This window comes from Luteibacter anthropi (assembly GCF_023699965.1).
GTDB classification, from domain to species: Bacteria; Pseudomonadota; Gammaproteobacteria; order Xanthomonadales; family Rhodanobacteraceae; genus Luteibacter; species Luteibacter anthropi.
In genome coordinates this window covers 4,667,516-4,685,426 of the sequence record NZ_CP077072.1, presented here as the reverse complement: position 1 = coordinate 4,685,426, position 17,911 = coordinate 4,667,516, and the positions used below count along the sequence as shown (strand labels likewise).

14 protein-coding genes and 6 tRNA genes are annotated in these 17,911 nt (G+C 64.6%); 13 read left to right on the top strand and 7 right to left on the bottom strand.

Going from position 1 to position 17,911, the window contains the following annotated elements; translation table 11 throughout:
* Positions 1 to 180 precede the first annotated feature (180 nt).
* Both ppsR and KR767_RS19955 read left to right on the top strand, forming a co-directional pair.
* Positions 181 to 996 (top strand): posphoenolpyruvate synthetase regulatory kinase/phosphorylase PpsR, encoded by an 816-nt coding sequence (ppsR, locus tag KR767_RS19960; RefSeq protein ID WP_166948744.1) that lies wholly within the window; start codon positions 181 to 183, stop codon positions 994 to 996.
* Positions 997 to 1,012: 16 nt separating this feature from the next.
* A complete protein-coding gene (locus tag KR767_RS19955) occupies positions 1,013 to 1,489 on the top strand; it encodes a DUF1249 domain-containing protein (RefSeq protein ID WP_166948746.1) in 477 nt (158 codons plus the stop codon).
* Between the two features lie 248 nt (positions 1,490 to 1,737).
* Here KR767_RS19955 and KR767_RS19950 read toward each other — a convergent pair.
* The 6 genes from KR767_RS19950 to KR767_RS19925 form a co-directional block, all read right to left on the bottom strand.
* Positions 1,738 to 1,814, bottom strand: a tRNA-Asp gene (locus KR767_RS19950).
* A gap of 69 nt (positions 1,815 to 1,883) precedes the next feature.
* A tRNA-Glu gene (locus KR767_RS19945) sits at positions 1,884 to 1,959 on the bottom strand.
* Between the two features lie 11 nt (positions 1,960 to 1,970).
* Positions 1,971 to 2,046 (bottom strand) — tRNA-Ala (locus tag KR767_RS19940).
* Between the two features lie 51 nt (positions 2,047 to 2,097).
* Positions 2,098 to 2,174, bottom strand: a tRNA-Asp gene (locus KR767_RS19935).
* A 71-nt stretch (positions 2,175 to 2,245) separates the two neighbouring features.
* Positions 2,246 to 2,321: transfer RNA gene (locus KR767_RS19930), tRNA-Glu, on the bottom strand.
* A gap of 11 nt (positions 2,322 to 2,332) precedes the next feature.
* Positions 2,333 to 2,408, bottom strand: a tRNA-Ala gene (locus tag KR767_RS19925).
* A 207-nt stretch (positions 2,409 to 2,615) separates the two neighbouring features.
* On the opposite strand from KR767_RS19925, the gene KR767_RS19920 reads away from it, so the two are divergent.
* The 5 genes from KR767_RS19920 to KR767_RS19900 all read left to right on the top strand — a co-directional run bounded on the left by KR767_RS19920 (position 2,616) and on the right by KR767_RS19900 (position 7,669).
* Positions 2,616 to 4,376, top strand: a complete 1,761-nt coding sequence (locus tag KR767_RS19920) for a cation:proton antiporter (RefSeq protein ID WP_166948748.1) — start codon at positions 2,616 to 2,618, stop codon at positions 4,374 to 4,376.
* Between the two features lie 166 nt (positions 4,377 to 4,542).
* Positions 4,543 to 5,322, top strand: coding sequence for an FKBP-type peptidyl-prolyl cis-trans isomerase (locus KR767_RS19915; RefSeq protein ID WP_166948749.1), 780 nt, complete (start codon positions 4,543 to 4,545; stop codon positions 5,320 to 5,322).
* A gap of 124 nt (positions 5,323 to 5,446) precedes the next feature.
* Positions 5,447 to 6,796, top strand: a complete 1,350-nt coding sequence (locus KR767_RS19910; RefSeq protein WP_250877543.1) for a UDP-glucose dehydrogenase family protein — start codon at positions 5,447 to 5,449, stop codon at positions 6,794 to 6,796.
* Positions 6,789 to 7,001, top strand: coding sequence for a SlyX family protein (locus tag KR767_RS19905; protein ID WP_166948753.1), 213 nt, complete (start codon positions 6,789 to 6,791; stop codon positions 6,999 to 7,001). Before KR767_RS19910 ends, KR767_RS19905 begins: the two co-directional genes overlap by 8 nt.
* Positions 7,002 to 7,024: 23 nt before the next feature.
* Complete coding sequence (locus tag KR767_RS19900; protein WP_166948755.1) at positions 7,025 to 7,669, top strand: DUF2058 family protein; 645 nt, start codon at positions 7,025 to 7,027, stop codon at positions 7,667 to 7,669.
* 135 nt (positions 7,670 to 7,804) lie between these two features.
* Here KR767_RS19900 and KR767_RS19895 read toward each other — a convergent pair whose 3' ends face one another.
* Entirely contained in the window at positions 7,805 to 9,862 is a 2,058-nt protein-coding gene (locus KR767_RS19895) for a 3-hydroxyacyl-CoA dehydrogenase NAD-binding domain-containing protein (protein ID WP_250877542.1), read from the bottom strand.
* Positions 9,863 to 10,022: 160 nt separating this feature from the next.
* On the opposite strand from KR767_RS19895, the gene KR767_RS19890 reads away from it, so the two are divergent.
* The 6 genes from KR767_RS19890 (at position 10,023) to lepA (ending at position 17,869) form a co-directional block, all read left to right on the top strand.
* Complete coding sequence (locus KR767_RS19890; protein ID WP_250877541.1) at positions 10,023 to 10,505, top strand: hypothetical protein; 483 nt, start codon at positions 10,023 to 10,025, stop codon at positions 10,503 to 10,505.
* A gap of 8 nt (positions 10,506 to 10,513) precedes the next feature.
* The gene (locus tag KR767_RS19885) at positions 10,514 to 13,039 is read left to right on the top strand and encodes a putative bifunctional diguanylate cyclase/phosphodiesterase (RefSeq protein ID WP_250877540.1); all 2,526 of its coding nucleotides are present in this window, start codon (positions 10,514 to 10,516) and stop codon (positions 13,037 to 13,039) included.
* Between the two features lie 120 nt (positions 13,040 to 13,159).
* Positions 13,160 to 13,756 carry an RNA polymerase sigma factor RpoE gene (gene rpoE, locus KR767_RS19880; protein ID WP_166948760.1) on the top strand — a complete coding sequence of 199 codons (597 nt, stop codon included), beginning with the start codon at positions 13,160 to 13,162 and terminating at the stop codon, positions 13,754 to 13,756.
* Complete coding sequence (locus KR767_RS19875) at positions 13,753 to 14,406, top strand: sigma-E factor negative regulatory protein (protein ID WP_250877539.1); 654 nt, start codon at positions 13,753 to 13,755, stop codon at positions 14,404 to 14,406. Before rpoE ends, KR767_RS19875 begins: the two co-directional genes overlap by 4 nt.
* A 113-nt stretch (positions 14,407 to 14,519) precedes the next feature.
* Complete coding sequence (locus KR767_RS19870) at positions 14,520 to 15,956, top strand: Do family serine endopeptidase (protein ID WP_166948764.1); 1,437 nt, start codon at positions 14,520 to 14,522, stop codon at positions 15,954 to 15,956.
* Positions 15,957 to 16,078: 122 nt separating this feature from the next.
* Complete coding sequence (gene lepA, locus KR767_RS19865; protein WP_166948765.1) at positions 16,079 to 17,869, top strand: translation elongation factor 4; 1,791 nt, start codon at positions 16,079 to 16,081, stop codon at positions 17,867 to 17,869.
* The last annotated feature ends 42 nt before the right edge of the window (positions 17,870 to 17,911 follow it).

Here is a 17,911-nt window from a genome sequence, read left to right as displayed (position 1 = left end):
AAATCCTCACATCGGTTGGGCGGCAGGCCGCGCTGGAAAAATCGGCGCATTGTCGTAGTGGTATTGCCCTTTGCACAAGCGGCAATGCACAAACTTCCCGGCATTTTGGGGGGTGGATGGTTATGTTGGCGTATTGGTCTTAAGGTGGGAGTCATGGAACTGCCCCGAGGAAAACCCCAGATGCGGCGTACCGTATTCTTCATTTCAGACTCTACCGGCATCACGGCCGAAACCATTGGCAACAGCATGCTGGCCCAGTTCGACGGGGTGCAGTTCGATACCCATCGACTGCCCTTCATCGACAACCCGGCCAAGGCCGAGGCGGCGTCCCTGCGCATCAAGACCAAGTACGCCCAGGATGGCCAGCGGCCTATCGTGGTCAACACCATGACCTCGCGTGCCCTGTGCGACATCGTGGCCGGCAGCGGGGCGCTGATGCTGGATGTGTTCGCCCCCTTCATCGAGCCGCTGGAGAACGAGCTGGGCGCCAAGCAGTCGGGCGCGGTGAACCGCTCCCACGGCATGGTGGACTTCGAGCGCTACGAGGCCCGTATCGAGGCCACCAACTACGCGCTGGCCCACGACGATGGCCTGGACGTCGATTACAACCAGTCCGATGTGGTGCTGGTGGGCGTGTCGCGCTCGGGCAAGACGCCCACCTGCCTGTACATGGCCTTGCATTACGGTGTGTGCGCCGCCAACTACCCGCTCACGGACGACGACCTCGACAAGTTCGAACTGCCGGCCCGCCTGCGCCCGTACCGGAGCCGCCTGTTCGGCCTCACCATCGACCCGGAGCGCCTGGCGCAGATCCGTGAGCAGCGGCGCCCCGGCAGTCGCTATGCCACGCTGAAGCAATGCCGCTGGGAGCTGGAGCAGGCGGATCGGCTGATGCGTCGGGAAAACATCCCTGTATTGAACACCACGCATACTTCCATCGAGGAAATCTCGAGCAAGATCTTCGAATACCTCGGTATCGAACGACACATGTACTAGGAGACCCGCGCAGCACATGACCGCCGCCATCGCCCGCTCACCCGCGCTCATTCCGGGGCGTTTCGAGTTCCTGATGGGGCTCTACTCGGAAAACTACCATCGCCTGGCGCGCCTGTTCGCGCCCCAGCGACTGGCGGCCGGGCGTTATGTGTCCGACGTGGACGACGGCCTCAAGGTACGGCTCGACATCCAGGAGAAGCATCCGTACACGCTCGAACTGGAGCTCACCTACGACTTCGTCGACGAGGCCACGGGGCAGCCCTCGCCGTCGGCGCAGTTGCGCATGTATACCGACGCCCACGTGGCCGAGGCGATGCACTGCCATCCGGGGCGGAAGCTCTGGCAGGTGCTGGGGCCGTTTCCGCCGGCGCACACCGTTTTCCAGCATCGCCTGCGGATGAACGGGTTTCTCAGCCGCTGGCTGGAGTACCTGGCAGAGCAGGGGCACTCGATCGGGACGCTGGAGCGGGTGGGGGATGTGCCTGGGGTTTGAGGGGCGCGCGTTTCGCTTCGATCCGGTCGCGCGCAAGGCGCGCTCCTACAAGGCAATCACGCCCCCTGCAGGAGCGCACCCATCCAAGGCCTAGCGCCCCCCGTAGGAGCGCGCCCCGCGCGCGACCGTCCAAGGCGCAGCGCCCCCCTGTAGGAGCGCGCCTCGCGCGCGACCGTCCAGGGCGATACCCCCACCAAACTCAAGACAAAAAAAATCCGCCCCAAAAAGGCGGACTCTCATGAAAGCAATGGCGGAGCGGACGGGACTCGAACCCGCGACCTCCGGCGTGACAGGCCAGCATTCTAACCGACTGAACTACCGCTCCGAACTGCTTTGCAAACCTTCAGCACCTGCCAACTTCTACACATCTGCCTTACCTGGCGAACCAGGAAAGTGGCGTCCCCACGGGGATTCGAACCCCGGTCGCCACCGTGAAAGGGTGATGTCCTAGGCCTCTAGACGATGGGGACGTACTAGAAGTTGGTGGAGCCAGGCGGGATCGAACCGCCGACCTCCTGCATGCCATGCAGGCGCTCTCCCAGCTGAGCTATGGCCCCGCTTTGAAAAAAAATCCGCCCCGCGGGCGGAATCTTTTTCGTTCAAAGTAATGGCGGAGCGGACGGGACTCGAACCCGCGACCTCCGGCGTGACAGGCCAGCATTCTAACCGACTGAACTACCGCTCCGAATTACTTCTTGAAACGTTCCAACAACAAACCAACTTCGGTACCTTCTCTTCCCTGGCGAACCAGAGAAGTGGCGTCCCCACGGGGATTCGAACCCCGGTCGCCACCGTGAAAGGGTGATGTCCTAGGCCTCTAGACGATGGGGACGTACTAGAAGTTGGTGGAGCCAGCCGGGATCGAACCGGCGACCTCCTGCATGCCATGCAGGCGCTCTCCCAGCTGAGCTATGGCCCCCTGCTGGAAGCCGCAAAGAATACGGGCGAGCCAGTACTGCGTCAAGCATTCGTTACAGAAATTTTGAAATCTTTTCCCCATTTTGGGGAAACGTTAACAACTGCGGGCACTTGCATCGCCGCATGATTTTGCGCGTTTCTTCGTGCATTCCGTGCTGCCGTCACACCACACGGGTTAACCTGTCTGTCCATACCTACAGGGACAGGCATGCACGGCATCGTTTTCATCCAGGATCTCGCCACGGTGATGCTCGTGGCCGGACTCACCACGGTGCTGTTCCAGCGCCTTCGCCAGCCGGTCGTGCTGGGCTACATCATCGCCGGCCTGCTCATCGGGCCGCATACGCTTCCGGTGATCTTCATCCACGACGAGGAGACGATCCGCACGCTCTCCGAGCTGGGCATGATCCTCCTGCTGTTCGCACTAGGTCTCGAATTCAGCCTGAAGAAGCTACGTGCCGTCGGTGGTGCGGCGCTGGTGGCCGCCTTCGCGGAAATCGTGCTGATGGTCTGGATCGGCTACGAGATCGGACGTTTCTTTGGCTGGACGGCCATGGACTCGCTGTTCCTCGGCGCGATGCTGTCCATCTCTTCCACCACCATCATCATGAAGGCACTGGAAGACCTGGGCCTCAAGCGCGAGCGCTTTGCCCAGCTGATGTTCGGCATCCTCATCGTCGAGGATCTGCTGGCCATCGTGCTGATGGCCCTGCTGACGGGTATCGCCAGCACCGGCGGCGTGGAGGCCGGGCAGGCCTTTGCCGCCATCGGGCGGCTGGGGCTGTTCATGGCGGTGTCGCTGGTGGTCGGCCTGCTGCTGGTGCCGCGCGTGGTCGATTACATCGCCAGGGTGAGCCGCAATGACGTGCTGCTGGTGGCCGTGCTGGGTATCTGCTTCGGCTTCTGCCTGCTGGTGACCGAGCTGGGCTACAGCGTGGCCCTGGGCGCTTTCATGATCGGCGCCATCGTGGCCGAGTCGGAGAGCGTGGCGCGCATCGAGCGCATCATCATGCCGGTGCGCGACATGTTCAGTGCGATCTTCTTCGTGGCCATCGGCATGCTGATCGACCCGGCGCTGCTGCTCGACTACGCGTGGCCGATCACGATCGTCACCATCGCCGTGGTGGTGGGCAAGGTCATTACATGCAGTTTCGGCAGTTTCGTCGCGGGCAACGACGGCCGGACCTCCCTGCGCGTAGGCATGGGCCTGGCGCAGATCGGCGAATTCTCGTTCGTGATCGCCTCGCTGGGTCTTACGCTGAAGGTCACCAGCAACTTTCTTTATCCGGTGGCGGTGGCGGTATCGGCCCTCACCACCTTCCTCACTCCCTATCTCATCCGGGCTTCCGATCCGCTGGCCAACGTCATGGGCAGGGTGTTGCCCGCGCGGGTCACGGGCGTGTTCGGAGCCTATACCGACTGGATGGGAAGCCTTGGGCTGCAAGGGCAGGGCGCCATGGTCATGAAGATGATCCGGCGCTTGGTCTGGCATGTGGTGATCAACATGGTGCTGGTCATTGCCGTCTTCATCATCGTGGCCTTTGCCTACCGGCGCGGCTTCCTTCACCTGGAAATCCTGAGCGACGAACCGGCCGTGAGGCGCAGCCTGGCCTGGTCGGTGGCGGCCCTGCTGTCGCTGCCGATGGTGGTTGCGGCCTATCGGAAGGCTGGCGCCCTGGGCATGCTGCTGGCCGAACTGAGCATCCCCGACCGTTTCGGCGAGCGCACCTACCGGATTCGCGCCGTGCTGGGGCGGATCATTCCCGTGGTGGCCATGCTCATCCTCGGCCTGCTGGTGGCGGCACTCGCGTCCACGATCCTGCCGCCGCGAGAAGTTGCGTTCGTACTGATTCTCATAGGAATTCTGCTCACCTGGCTGCTCTGGCGGGTGCTCGTCCAGGTGCACGCCCGCCTCCAGGCGGCGCTGCGTGACACCCTGGACAAGCCGGGGCACGAGCACGAGGAATGAGGTATCGGTCACATCACGGAAAGGTTTCTGAACTTTTCCTGTGAAAGCCTGTCTCTGGCCCGTCATTGCAAGCGACACGCGAACCACAGCACAATGGCGTTTCCGCCTCCACATGGAGGTGTACCGGCGGCGTCGCCGAATTCATTTCACAGAGAGGGAGTACCGAATGAAGCACTTTTTGCGTCCCACGATGACGGCCGTCGCCCTGGCGGTTGCGCTGGGTACGGCTGCGGGCGCATCCGCCCAGGCCGCCAAGCCGGCTGCCGCTTCGGGCGCGGTCGATAAGCAGAAGGCCAGCTACGTCGTGGGTTGGGATATCGCCAGCCAGCTGCCGCCCCTCGTTCGTGAAGGCGTCGACCCGGCGACCGTGGGCAAGGCAGTGACCGCGGCGCTCTCGGGCCAGAAGCCGACCATGTCGGAAGCCGAAGCCAAGACGGTCCGCGACGCCTTCGTTGCCGACCTGAAGACCAAGGCCGAAGCCGAGTACAACAAGGTTGCCTCCCAGAACAAGAAGGAAGGCGACGAGTTCCTGGCCAAGAACAAGTCCGCTCCGGGCGTGAAGGTCACGGCCTCGGGTCTGCAGTACCAGGTCGTCCAGGCCGGTACCGGCCAGCGTCCGGGTCCGAACGACACCGTCACCATCGACTACACCGGTACGTTCGTGAACGGCGAGAAGTTCGACTCCTCGGCCGATCACCCGACCCCGGGTGGCGCCCAGATCCCGCTCGCCGCGGTGATCCCGGGCTTCCGCGAAGGTCTGCAGCTGATGCAGGTCGGTGGCAAGTACAAGCTGTTCATCCCGTCGAACATCGCTTACGGCGCCAAGCCGGAAAACGGCTTCCCGCCGAATGCGACGATCATCTTCGACGTGACGCTGAACAAGACCGGTCCGACCCCCGCAGGTCAGGGTCCGGGCGCCGCTCCGGCGGCCGGCGGCGGCAAGTAAGTCGTCGTTTCCATCGTGAGATGAAAAGGCGCGGAGCAATCCGCGCCTTTTTCTTTGCTCCACCGCCCGTGCGGCTTACAATTTGCGGCTTACGGCGCGCACGCTGAAGTCTCCCGGGAGTTCCATGAAAGTCACCATCTTCGGCACCGGTTATGTCGGTCTCGTCACCGGTACCTGTCTTGCCGAAATGGGCAACCATGTCGTGTGCGTCGATGTGGATGCCGGCAAGGTCGAACGCCTGAAGCAGGGCGACATCCCCATCTACGAACCGGGCCTGGAGCCCATGGTGGTGCGCAACCACGGTGAGGGACGCCTGGATTTCACCACGGATGCGGCCCACGGCATCGCGCATGGCGATGTCGTCTTCATTGCCGTCGGCACGCCACCTGACGAAGATGGCAGCGCCGATCTTCAGTATGTTCTGGCTGTCGCCCACACCATCGGTGATCACATCGATCGCTACACCGTGGTGGTCAACAAATCGACTGTTCCCGTCGGCACCGCCGACCGGGTGAAGTCAGCCATTGCCGGGCGCCTCGCTACCCGTGGGGCCGATACGGCTTTCGACGTGGTGTCGAACCCCGAATTCCTGAAAGAAGGCGACGCGGTCGAAGACTGCATGCGCCCCGATCGCATCATCGTCGGTGCCTCCAGTCAGAAGGCCATCGGCGTGCTGCGCAAGCTGTACGCTCCCTTCAATCGCAATCACGACCGCATGGTGGTGATGGACGAACGCTCGGCGGAGCTCACGAAGTACGCGGCCAACGCGATGCTTGCCACGAAGATCAGCTTCATGAACGAGATCGCCAACATCGCCGAGCACGTGGGCGCCGACGTCGAACTGGTCCGCCAGGGCATCGGCGCGGATCCGCGCATCGGTTACCACTTCATCTACCCGGGCGCCGGGTACGGTGGCTCGTGCTTCCCCAAGGATGTCCAGGCGCTCGCTCGCACGGCGCACACCGTGGGTTATGACGCTCGCCTGCTCGATGCGGTGGAGGCCGTCAACGATTCGCAGAAGTCCCGTTTGTTTGATCTGCTTTCCCGGCATTTCGGCGGCCAGCTGCAGGGTCTGACCGTGGCGGTCTGGGGTCTGGCCTTCAAGCCCAATACCGACGACATGCGCGAGGCATCCAGCCGTCGCCTGATGGAGCAGCTGTGGGAGGCCGGCGCGAAGGTACGTGCATTCGATCCGGAGGCAGCGGACGAAACGCAGCGTATCTACGGCGAGCGCAACGACCTGCACCTGGCCGAACGGCCCTATGAGGCCCTTGAAGGGGCCGATGCGCTGGTGATCGTCACGGAATGGAAGGCCTTCCGCAGCCCGGACTTCGCGCGCGTGAAATCGCTGCTGCGCACGCCGGTGATCTTCGATGGCCGCAATCTTTACGATCCCGCGGCGGTCGAAGAGGCGGGTATCGCTTATTACGGTATCGGCCGTGGCCGCAGCCTCAAGGGGCGCGCCCATGACTGAGCTGGACGAACGAATGATGGAGCTGGAGGTGAGGCTCGCCTTCATCGACGACACGGTCAATGGCCTGTCGTCGGCGGATGCCGAAATCGCCCGACGCCTCGATCTGCTGGAACGGGCCATGCGCGACCTGCGCTCGGACCTGGTGAATATGCGTGCCGGCCTGGGTAGCGACCCCGCTACCGAACCGCCGCCGCCGCACTACTGAACATCGAACGAGTCTTACCGATCATGGCAGAGTCCCTGCGCGACCAGTTGTTGAAGAGCGGCCTCGTCAAGGAGATCCGCGAAGAGAAAAGGACGTCCTCGCCGCCGCCGAAGCAGGGCAGTGCGAGTGGCCAGCCGTATGCGGGGAAAAGCGCCCGGCACGGTGGCAAGCCGGGTGGTGCCCGGCCGGGACAGGGTGGTGGCCAGAAGCCGAAGCCACACGGGCAGCAGGCGCAGCGTCCGCCGCGCAAGGAAAAAGATGGCGAGATCGATCTCGCCAAGGCCTATGCGATCCGCGCCCAGACGGAAGCCACCGATCGTCGCAAGGCGGAAGCCGAGGCGGCCGAGCTGGCGCGTCTGCGCAAGGAGAAGAAGCGCAAGGTCGAAGAATTGCTGAAGGGCAAGGCACTGAACCTGGCAGAAGCCGATCAGGTGCGTCACTTTCCCTATGGCGACAAGATCCGTCGCGTGCATGTGGATGCGGCGCAGCTGACCGCGATCAATGCGGGTGAGCTCGGCATCGTGCAGCAGAATGGACGCTACCTTGTGGTAGCCAGTGCGGTCATTGAAGAACTGCGCGCCCTTGCACCGGAGTTCATCGCACTGCTGGTCGATCCGAATGCTGCAAACGAGTCGGATGACGGCGTACCGGACGACCTGATGTGGTGATGCAGCCGTGCCCTGAGGGCACCTGCGAGGTATGACGCTACATCTGTAGGAGCGCGCCTTGCGCGCGACCGGTATTAGCGAAATGTACGAATCGCCAAAACCGGTCGCGCGCAAGGCGCGCTCCTACAGGTTTTGTCAGGCGGCGGGGGTGGTCAGGATGGGATTGTCCCAGCCTTCCTTCTTGGCAAAGCGCGCGCCGTGCTTCTGCTCCAGCTTCGCCAGGCGCTCGCGCACCGTGGCGACGCCTTCCGTGCGCACGTACTGGATCGGGCCGCCACGGAAGGGCGCAAAGCCCGTACCGAAGATGACGCCCGCATCGAGCAGGTCGGCATCGTCCACGACGCCCTCCGCCAGGCAGGCAATGGCCTCGTTGACCATGGGCAGGATCATGCGGTCCTGGAGGTCGGGCGGGGCCACGTAATCCGGATCGACCTCCGGCTTCTGCGGCTTGCCCTCCTTCCAGACGTAAAGGCCTTCGCCATCCTTCTTGCCGCGCTTGTTGGCGGCCAGCTTTTCTTCCAGGCCTTGCGGGATCTCCAGGCCGAGGAAGGGAGCGAGTTCCCTGCCGACCGATGCGCAGACATCGAGTCCGACCGTGTCGGCCAGTTCGATGGGCCCCATCGGCATGCCGAACTTCTTCGCCTCGCGATCGAGCACCGGCCCGGGGACACCTTCGTTGTAAAGGCGCATGGCCTCCATCAGGTAGGGCATGAGGATACGGTTGACCAGGAAGCCAGGCGTGCCCTTCACGGGAACGGGCAGCTTGCCGATGGCCTTACAGAAGGCAAGCGCACGCTTCTCGATGTCACCGTCGAGCTGGTCGTGGCGCACCACTTCCACCAGTGGCATCTGCGCCACGGGGTTGAAGAAGTGCAGCCCGAGGAAGCGCTGGGGCGCTGCAAGGCCCTGGCGCAGTTCGTTCAGCGGAATGGATGACGTATTGCTGGCAAGCATTTCATCGGACTGGAACTGCGGTTCGATGACTGCGTAGAGCGCGTGCTTGGCTTCGGGATTCTCGAAGATTGCCTCGATGGCGAGATCGGCATCCGCCACGCCCTTGCCGTCGACGTCGGCGCGAAGACGGCCCACGGCGGCCTCGACCTTGGCGCTGGCCTTCAGTTTCTTCTCGAACAGCGTGCGGGCGCGCTTGAGGGCAGGCTCGATGAAGCGCAGTTCGCGGTCCTGCAAGGTGACGTTGAAGCCTTTCAGTGCCGACCAGGCCGCGATGTCGCCGCCCATCGTGCCGGCACCCACTACGTGTACATGTTCGATACCGTGCTCGACGCCGCCGCCGAGCCCCTTCAGGCGCTCCTGCAGGAAGAAGATGCGGATCAGGTTGCGCGCGGTCGGCGTGCCAGCCAGTTTTGACACCGATTTGGCTTCCAGCTTCAGGCGCTGCTGGATGCTGCTGCCACCACGTGCCCAGACGTCGATCAGCGCGAACGGCGCCGGGTAGTGCTCCTTGCGGACCTTCGCGGCCGTCTGCTTACGGACCATGGGCGCGAGGATGGCGCGGGCGGGGGCCGTATTGGTGGCCCAGGCCTTGGCGCGCTGTGCAAACGGCCGCTGATGCGGGCGCTTGATCAGGTGCCGCGCTTCCGCGAGCAGTTCTTCCGGGCGGGCCAGGCGGTCGACGAGGCCCACGGCCTTCGCGCGGCGCGCGTTGAACGGCTTGCCCGTAAGCATGGCCGGCAGTGCATCGGGCGCGCCGATAAGGCGCGGCAGGCGTGCCGTGCCACCCCAGCCGGGATGAATGCCGAGCATCACTTCGGGCAGGCCGATCTTTGTTTTCTCATCATCGGCGGCGATGCGCTGACGGCAGGCCAGTGCCAGTTCGGCACCGCCACCCAGACAGGCGCCATGAATGGCGGCCACGGTGGGGAAGGGCAGGCGTGCCAGTTCCTCGAAGACGCGCTGGCCGTTTTCGATGTTGTCGAGGACGACGCCGGCGCGGGCGTATTCCACGAACTCCTTGATATCGGCACCCACGGCAAAGCCCGACGGCTTCGCGGAGTGGATGATCACGCCGCGCGGGCCCTCGATGCCCAGGCGTTCGACGAGGATGCCCAGTTCGTCGAGCACCTCGCGGGACAGCGCGTTGGCGCTGGCTCCCTCGCGGTCGAGCGTGAGGACGACGATGCCGTCGTCGCCTTCGCTGGTCTTCCAGTGCTTGAATCGGAGTCCTTCGAACATGGCGGTCGTGCGGTGGTGAATGAGCGTGCCACCATACCTTTACGTCCGGTCGAATGCGAGATACCCCCGCGTATGGTCACGGTCCGCCGGGGGACGCGGCGCTGGCGTGGCCTCCCGTTTGGTTCGATACTTCTCAACTGTTTTCCCTGAACGCGTGGTCATGTCCGCCGATTCCCAAGCAGGTACCGACCTGTTCGACCGCATCCTGTCGGCGCCGGGCCCCCTGGTGGCCCTCAAGTCCGCCAGCGCGGTGGAGCTGGTCGATCAGTTCCGCCTGATCGCCCGTCGCACGGGCCAGGCGGTGTACCTGTGGCGGCCGAACGAGGGGCTGGTAAGCCTGCGCGATGCGCAGATGCGCGTGCCGGGCTGCACCCGTCTGGGCGATGCCCTGCGCTATGTGCTGCAAAGCCTGCATTTCGGCGTGTATCTGGTCGAGGTGCCGGCAGGGCCGGTGAGTGCAACGGACAGTGCGCTTTTGCGGCAGCTGGCAAAGGCCCGGATCGGCCATGTGCGACGGATAGCGCTGCTGGGCGCCACGCCCGCCCAGCTCGGCGGCCTCGGCGACGAGATTGCCATGGTGGACGCCGAGCGTCATGCCCGTTCGGCGACACCGCGCCTGCGTGATGGTCGATGGGTGGTCTGAGCGGTCGTATGTCCGATAACCAGGGGGTTCTGATCTTCACGCCACGCCGCGAGATTCGTCGCGCGGTGTTCGATGCGCTGGATACCGAGGGCGATGTGCTGTTGCTTAGTGCGCGCGATGCGGAGCAGCTCACGGCTTTGCTCGTCGATTCGCCGCCCTTGCACGTGGCGATCGTCGCCGCTGACGGCACCGACGACCTTGCCCGTGGCCTGCGCATCCTGCGTGGGATGCCCGCTTATGCCGAGGTGCCTATCGTCTATCTCGTGGGTGACGATCCGGCGGCTACGCCGCCCGATGGACATGCGTTCTGGCTGCGCGAAAGTGCCATCGCCACGGAACTGGGACACCGTATACGCGCGGCGATGAGCTTTGCCACGCCCGCGCCCTCGCCGGTTGTCGCGGGCAGTGACTATCGCTTTGCTTTTGATGCCGGTGCGGCGTGGGTGGTAGCGAATACCCCGCAGGGCCGCATCCTGGAAAGCGGCCAGATGATGGAGCGGCTATGCACTGGCGACGGCCCGTTGCAGGGGCGTCTGCTTGCCGATCTTTTCGAACTGCCGCCAGGCGTGGGCTGGCCGCTGCCCGATGGCGACGGCCAGCCCTGCGTGTTGCGCCGGCCGGATGGTGCGGGTATTCCGGGCGAAGTCGACGTACGCCATCTGGTCGATAGCCAGGGCCATCGCGTGGCCCTGGCGTTTCGCGACCTGCGTGTACGCCATACGGCAGACCGCGCCCTCGACCTGCTTGCCGCGATGGGTTCGTTTCCTGCCGACGACGAGGGCATGGGCGAGATGGCCGGGCGCGTGGCCGAGGCGCTGGGGCTGGACGTGCTTGCCGTATGGGCGGCCTTCCCCGAAAGCTATCACGACCCCGAGTTGGTGGCCCGTGTATGGAGCGGCCCCGGACACATCGAATGGGGCGACGCGGCCGATATTTCCCTGCTGAAAACGTGCCTTGGCGGCGAGAACATCTCGCGCCTGGTCGAGGGGGCGGGAACGCCCTGGACCGATCCCCTCGTCGAAGCCCTGGGACTGGAGGCATTCGCCTTCATCCCGTTGTTCGACGAGCGCCACACCGTGCTCGGTGCGCTGCTGGCCGGCACACGATCGCATCGTGGTGCGGGACGCATGCTGGAAACGGCGATGCGCGCGGTAGGCGCGCGCTTCGCCGCCATGCTCGAACTGCGTCGTAGCCGCGAGCAGGGGCGTGCTCGTGGCCTTATCGATCCGCTGACGGGCCTGCCGAACCGCCTGCTGTTCAACGACCGCCTGGATACGACGATTCGCGAAGCCCAGCGCACGGGTGAATGTTTCGCCGCGCTGATGGTCGACCTGGATCGCTTCAAGGGCATCAACGACACCCTGGGTCATGCGGTGGGCGACCAGGTGCTGGCGGCGGTAGCGCGCAGGCTGCGAGCCAGCGTCCGTGGATCGGACACCGTCGCGCGTTATGCGGGTGACGAATTCACGATGATCCTGCGCCACATCATCAAGCGCGACGATGTGCAGCGCATCGCCGAGAAGGTGGTGCAGGCGATGGAGGTGCCGCTGGATCTCGGCGACGGTTCGGAATTGCAGGCCACCGTATCGGTCGGCATCGCATTCTTTCCGGACGACGCGGTCGACGGCGAATTGCTGCTGCACCACGCCGACGAGGCCATGTACGGCGCCAAGAGCCTGGGGCGCAACAACTACCAGGTCTACGCCGCCAATCTGGATGCATCGCAACAGCAGCAGATCGAACTCAAGGCACGGTTGCGCCATGCGGTCCGCAATGACGAGCTGCGTGTCTTCTATCAGCCCCAGGTCGATGCCGTTACCGAAGACATCGTCGGCATGGAGGCGCTGGTGCGCTGGGAGCATCCCGAACTGGGGATGATCAGTCCCGCCTTCTTCATTCCGCTGGCCGAAACCACGGGATTGATCGTGCCCATCGGCGAATGGGTGCTGCGCACGGCCTGCGCGCAGGCCCGTGAATGGGAAGACCGCTACCGGCTGGGCCTGCGGCTGGGTGTGAATCTTTCAGCCGTGCAGCTCATGCAGCCGAATCTCGCGGTCACCGTGGCGTCGGTACTAAAGGAAACCGGTCTCGATGCCGCCCAGCTCGAACTGGAGGTGACCGAAAGCATCAGCGTAAAGACCGTGCCGCACCTGGTGGACACGCTGGAGGCGCTGCATGCCCTGGGTTGCCGCATCGCCATCGACGATTTCGGCACGGGCGCGGCCTCTCTCGACTATCTGCGCCGCCTGCCGGCGGATCGCATCAAGATCGACCAGAGCTTTGTGAGGAATATCGGAGTCGATCCCGATGACGAGGCCATCGTGCGCTCCACGATCGAGATGGCTCATCGTCTCAAGCGCGGGGTGGTGGCGGAGGGCGTCGAGGGAGAGGAACATCTGCAGTTCCTCAGGGCCCAGGGCTGCGACGAGCTCCAGGGTTACCTGTTCTGCCGCCCGTTACCCGTGGTTACATTCGACAAGCTGCTGGCCGAACGGCTGCGCCTGATGGGGGAGGGGATGGCCGCCCCGGCTTGAGCTGCCCCCGCCCATCCGCATATTTTCTCCGTGATGCCCTGCGAAGGTGAACTTGCGCGGGTCGTATTTGTCTCATTTGCGCCCGCGACTGGCCCCTGAAGAGTTAAGGAGACGGCCCGGATGGGCGAAAACGAACTGGATCAAGCACTTGTCGAGCGCGTGCAGCAGGGTGACCGGCGCGCATTCGATCTGCTGGTCCGCAAGTACCAGCATAAGGTGGTCGCGCTGATCTCCCGCTACGTGCACGACTGGACCGAGTGCGAGGACATCGCCCAGGAGGCCTTCGTGCGCGCCTGGCGCGCGCTGGGCTCGTTCCGCGGCGAGAGTGCTTTCTATACCTGGTTGTACAAGATCGCCGTCAACACGGCGAAGAACCACCTCGTGGCCATGGGGCGGCGCCCTCCCACGGGTGACATCGACATCGAGGACGCGGTGTACGTGCCCGGGGCAACCCGGATGCACGAAAGTGCCACCCCCGAGCGCGAACTCATGCGCGAGCAGGTGGAACAAACCGTGTTTTCCACTGTCCAAGCCCTGCCCGAGGAGCTTCGGGTCGCGATTACCCTGCGCGAGGTGGACGGCAAGAGCTACGAGGAGATTGCCGCCATCATGGACTGCCCCATCGGCACCGTCCGTTCGCGTATTTTCAGGGCTCGTGAAGCCATCGACGACAAACTGCGGCCGCTGCTTTCCGACCGCGAGGACAAAAACCCATGAGCGAAGCCAATCGGGAATTCCTCTCTGCCGGCATGGACGGAGAGCTGTCGCGGGAGGAAATCCGCTTCCTGCTGCGTCGTCTCGACGCCGATCAGGGCCTGAACGAGCCCTGGTCGCGCTATCACGTGGCGCGTGACGGCTTGCGCCGCGAGAGCGCTCCGCCGGTGTCCCGCGATTTCGCCAGCCGCGTCATGGCTGCCATCGAGGCCGAATCCGCCATCGCCGTGCCCGCCGCCCCCCAGCGTCGCCGCTGGCTGCACTGGTCGGCCGGTGGTGCCATCGCTGCCAGTGTCGCCGTGGCCGCGCTCATGCTGTCGCAGCCGGCCGGCAACGGCGGTTCCGGTGCCGTTCCCCAGGTAGCGCAGGGGCACTCCCTGCTCGGCGACACGCAGGTAGCCGAAGCGGCCTCCGAGCCGGCGTCGGCACCCGTGGCCCCGCAGTGGCTCACCGGCAACATGGCCTCCCAGTTCACCCAGAAGGCGGCCTACGAAGGCCCGGGTGACGAGGGTGCTGTCTACCTGCCGCGCTCCACGCCGTATCAGATTCATCGTACCCGTGCCGCCCAGGCCACGGAGAACGGCTACATGCTGCTGGTCCGTCCGGACGGCAGCCGCTACGTGGCTCCGGTCACGTCGTCGACGGCGCACTGACGCCACGACGCCCGCGCGCCGGTCGCCTCCGGCGCGCGTCTTCCCTTCATTCGTAACAAGCCGTGCGGCATGCTCCGCACGGTCAGCCGTGGCTATGTAAAAAGGAGGAAAAGATGGCTCATTGGCATGCACGCGCGCTCCTGGGTGGCGCTCTGGTCGTCGCAGCGTCAGGCGCGCAGGCACAGAACCTGCCGGACTTCACCGGCATCGTCGACAAGTACGCCCCCGCGGTCGTTCACGTCGAGGCGAAAAGCAACGGCGGTGCCCGCACCCTTGCCAAAGGCAAGGGACGAAGCACGCCGAATATCTCGCCCGACGACCAGGACGAACTGCTGCGCCGCTTCTTCGGCATGCCCGGCATGCCCCAGCAGCCGCGCGAACAGACCTCGCTGGGATCGGGTTTCATCATTTCCGCCGATGGCTACATCCTCACCAATGACCACGTCGTGGACGACGCGGACGAGGTGAAGGTGCGCCTGCAGGATCGCCGCACCTTCACCGCCAAGGTGGTGGGCAAGGATCCGCAGTACGACATCGCCCTGCTCAAGGTCGATGCCAAGGCGCTGCCCACGGTGGCCATCGGCGATTCGCGCTCCGTGAAGCGCGGACAGTGGGCGCTGGCCATCGGTTCGCCATTCGGCCTGGATGCCACTGTCACCCACGGCATCATCAGCGCGGTGGGTCGCAACCTGGGCAGCGGCGACCAGCCGTATACCTCGTTCATCCAGACCGACGTACCGATCAACCGTGGCAATTCCGGCGGCCCCCTGTTCAATCTCCAGGGCCAGGTGATCGGCGTGAACTCGCAGATCTACTCCACCTCGGGTGGCTACCAGGGCCTGTCGTTCTCCATCCCGATCGACGTGGCCATGAACGTGGTCCAGCAGATCAAGGACAAGGGTTACGTCTCCCGCGGCATGCTGGGCGTCACGGTGCAGCCGGTCGACCAGTTCGTGAAGAACCTCGACCTGCCCGATGCCAATGGTGCGCTGGTGGCCCAGGTCACCCCCGGCAGCGGAGCGGACAAGGCCGGCCTGAAGCAGGGCGATGTGATCCTGGCCTTCAATGGCACGCCGATCACCTCGTCGGTGGACCTGCCGCCGCTGGTGGGCATCACCAAGCCGGGCAGTATGGCGAAGGTGGACATCCTTCGTGATGGCAAGAAGCAGACGGTAGACGTGAAGGTCGGCGAACTGCCTCGCGACAAGTCGGCCCTGGCGGCGGCCAGCACGGGCGACGAGGGCGCAACGGGCGGTTCCGCCGCCGCGCTGGGCCTGGCGGTGCAGGATATCGACGCCGCCACCCGTTCCGAGCTGGGCCTGAAGGCGGGCGAGGGCGTAGTCGTCAGCAAGGTGTCCGATCGAGGGGCAGCCGCCGCCGGTCTCCAGGCGGGCGACATCGTGCTTATGGTGAACCAGAAGCGGGTCGGCAGTGCCGCCGCCTTCCGCGATGCCACCAAGGGCATCAAGCCGGGCGATACGGCCATGCTCCTTGTGCGCCGCGACGATGCCACGCGTTTCGTCGGTATCACCGTGCCCAGCGACCGCTGAAGCACCGTAGCCACCCGCCGTTCGGCGGCGGGTGGCCTTCCATGCGATAATGTGGGATTCGCACCGGTCATGGTGCGCGTCGTTCGCGCCGCGAGCGATGGTGAACTTGATCACGGCGCTCCATGGAACTCATCCGCAACTTCTCCATCATTGCCCACATCGACCACGGCAAGTCGACCCTGGCCGACCGCATCATTCAGCTGTGCGGGGGTCTCTCCGAGCGCGAAATGGAAGCGCAGGTGCTCGACAACAACCCGATCGAGCGCGAGCGTGGCATCACCATCAAGGCCCAGTCGGTCTCGCTGCCTTACAAGGCGCGCGACGGCAAGACCTACCAGCTCAATTTCATCGACACCCCGGGCCACGTCGACTTCTCCTATGAAGTGAGCCGCTCGCTCTCCGCCTGCGAGGGTGCGCTGCTGGTGGTGGACGCCGCCCAGGGTGTGGAAGCCCAGTCGGTGGCCAATTGCTATACGGCCATCGAGCAGGGCCTGGAGGTCATCCCGGTCCTGAACAAGATCGACCTGCCCACGGCCGACATCGATAAGGCCAAGGCCGAGATCGAGGCCGTCATCGGCCTGGATGCTTCCGACGCCATCGCGGTCAGCGCCAAGACGGGCCTGAACGTCATCGAGGTGCTGGAGGCGATCATCCATCGCATTCCCGCACCGAAGCCGGGTAACACGGACAAGCTCCAGGCGCTCATCATCGATTCCTGGTTCGACAACTACCTGGGCGTCGTGTCGCTGGTGCGCGTGATGCAGGGCGAGATCAAGCCGGGCGACAAGATCCTGGTCATGTCCACCGGCCGTACCCACCTGGTGGACGACGTGGGCGTGTTCACGCCCAAGCGCAAGAAGCTCGAAAAACTGTCGGCGGGCGAGGTGGGCTGGATCAACGCCTCCATCAAGGACGTCCACGGTGCGCCGGTGGGCGACACGCTCACCCTGGCCGGCAAGCCGGCCGAAGAGCCGCTGCCGGGTTTCCAGACCATGCAGCCGCGCGTGTTCGCAGGCCTGTTCCCGGTCTCGGCCGACGATTACCCGGCCCTGCGCGAGGCGCTCGACAAGCTGCGCCTGAACGACGCGGCGATGTTCTTCGAGCCGGAAAGCTCCGAGGCCATGGGCTTTGGCTTCCGTTGCGGCTTCCTCGGCATGCTGCACATGGAGATCGTGCAGGAGCGCCTGGAGCGCGAATACGACCTCGACCTGATCACGACGGCACCCACGGTGGTCTACGAAGTCGCCAAGACCGACGGCACCGTGATGGAGCTCGACAACCCGGCCAAGCTGCCGCCGCCGCAGACGATCGCCGAGATCCGCGAACCGATCATCGTCGCCAACGTGCTGACGCCGGCGGAATACGTGGGCAACGTGATCAAGCTCTGCGAAGAGAAGCGCGGTGTGCAGCGCTCCATCCAGTACCTCGCCACCCAGGTGCAGGTCACCTATGAGCTGCCGCTGGCCGAGGTCGTGCTCGACTTCTTCGATCGCCTGAAGTCCGTCTCGCGCGGTTATGCCTCCATGGATTACCAGCTCGAGCGTTTTGATGCCGGCCCGTTCGTGCGCGTGGACATCCTCATCAACGGCGACCGCGTCGACGCCCTCAGCCTCATCGTGCATCGCTCGCATGCCGATCGCCGTGGTCGCGAGCTGGTCGAACGCATGAAAGACCTGATTCCCCGCCAGCAGTTCGACGTGGCGATCCAGGCGGCCATCGGTGCGGCGGTCATTGCACGTTCCACGGTCAAGGCGCTGCGCAAGAACGTGCTCGCCAAGTGCTACGGCGGCGACGTCTCGCGCAAGAAGAAGCTGCTCGAGAAGCAGAAGGAAGGCAAGAAGCGCATGAAGCAGGTCGGTAGTGTGGAGATTCCCCAGGAAGCCTTCCTTGCCGTGCTGAAGGTGGACAAGTAAACCGCTCCACCGTGGCATGACGTTTTACCCTTGGAACCCGGT

Coding starts and splice junctions, on each gene's coding strand:
- KR767_RS19885 (WP_250877540.1), top strand. CDS start 10,514: ATGTCCGATAACCAGGGGGTTCTGATCTTCACGCCACGCCGCGAGATT.
- rpoE (WP_166948760.1), top strand. CDS start 13,160: ATGGGCGAAAACGAACTGGATCAAGCACTTGTCGAGCGCGTGCAGCAG.
- KR767_RS19920 (WP_166948748.1), top strand. CDS start 2,616: ATGCACGGCATCGTTTTCATCCAGGATCTCGCCACGGTGATGCTCGTG.
- KR767_RS19905 (WP_166948753.1), top strand. CDS start 6,789: ATGACTGAGCTGGACGAACGAATGATGGAGCTGGAGGTGAGGCTCGCC.
- KR767_RS19910 (WP_250877543.1), top strand. CDS start 5,447: ATGAAAGTCACCATCTTCGGCACCGGTTATGTCGGTCTCGTCACCGGT.
- KR767_RS19915 (WP_166948749.1), top strand. CDS start 4,543: ATGAAGCACTTTTTGCGTCCCACGATGACGGCCGTCGCCCTGGCGGTT.
- KR767_RS19955 (WP_166948746.1), top strand. CDS start 1,013: ATGACCGCCGCCATCGCCCGCTCACCCGCGCTCATTCCGGGGCGTTTC.
- KR767_RS19895 (WP_250877542.1), bottom strand. CDS start 9,862: ATGTTCGAAGGACTCCGATTCAAGCACTGGAAGACCAGCGAAGGCGAC.
- KR767_RS19870 (WP_166948764.1), top strand. CDS start 14,520: ATGGCTCATTGGCATGCACGCGCGCTCCTGGGTGGCGCTCTGGTCGTC.
- KR767_RS19900 (WP_166948755.1), top strand. CDS start 7,025: ATGGCAGAGTCCCTGCGCGACCAGTTGTTGAAGAGCGGCCTCGTCAAG.
- KR767_RS19875 (WP_250877539.1), top strand. CDS start 13,753: ATGAGCGAAGCCAATCGGGAATTCCTCTCTGCCGGCATGGACGGAGAG.
- ppsR (WP_166948744.1), top strand. CDS start 181: ATGCGGCGTACCGTATTCTTCATTTCAGACTCTACCGGCATCACGGCC.
- KR767_RS19890 (WP_250877541.1), top strand. CDS start 10,023: ATGTCCGCCGATTCCCAAGCAGGTACCGACCTGTTCGACCGCATCCTG.
- lepA (WP_166948765.1), top strand. CDS start 16,079: ATGGAACTCATCCGCAACTTCTCCATCATTGCCCACATCGACCACGGC.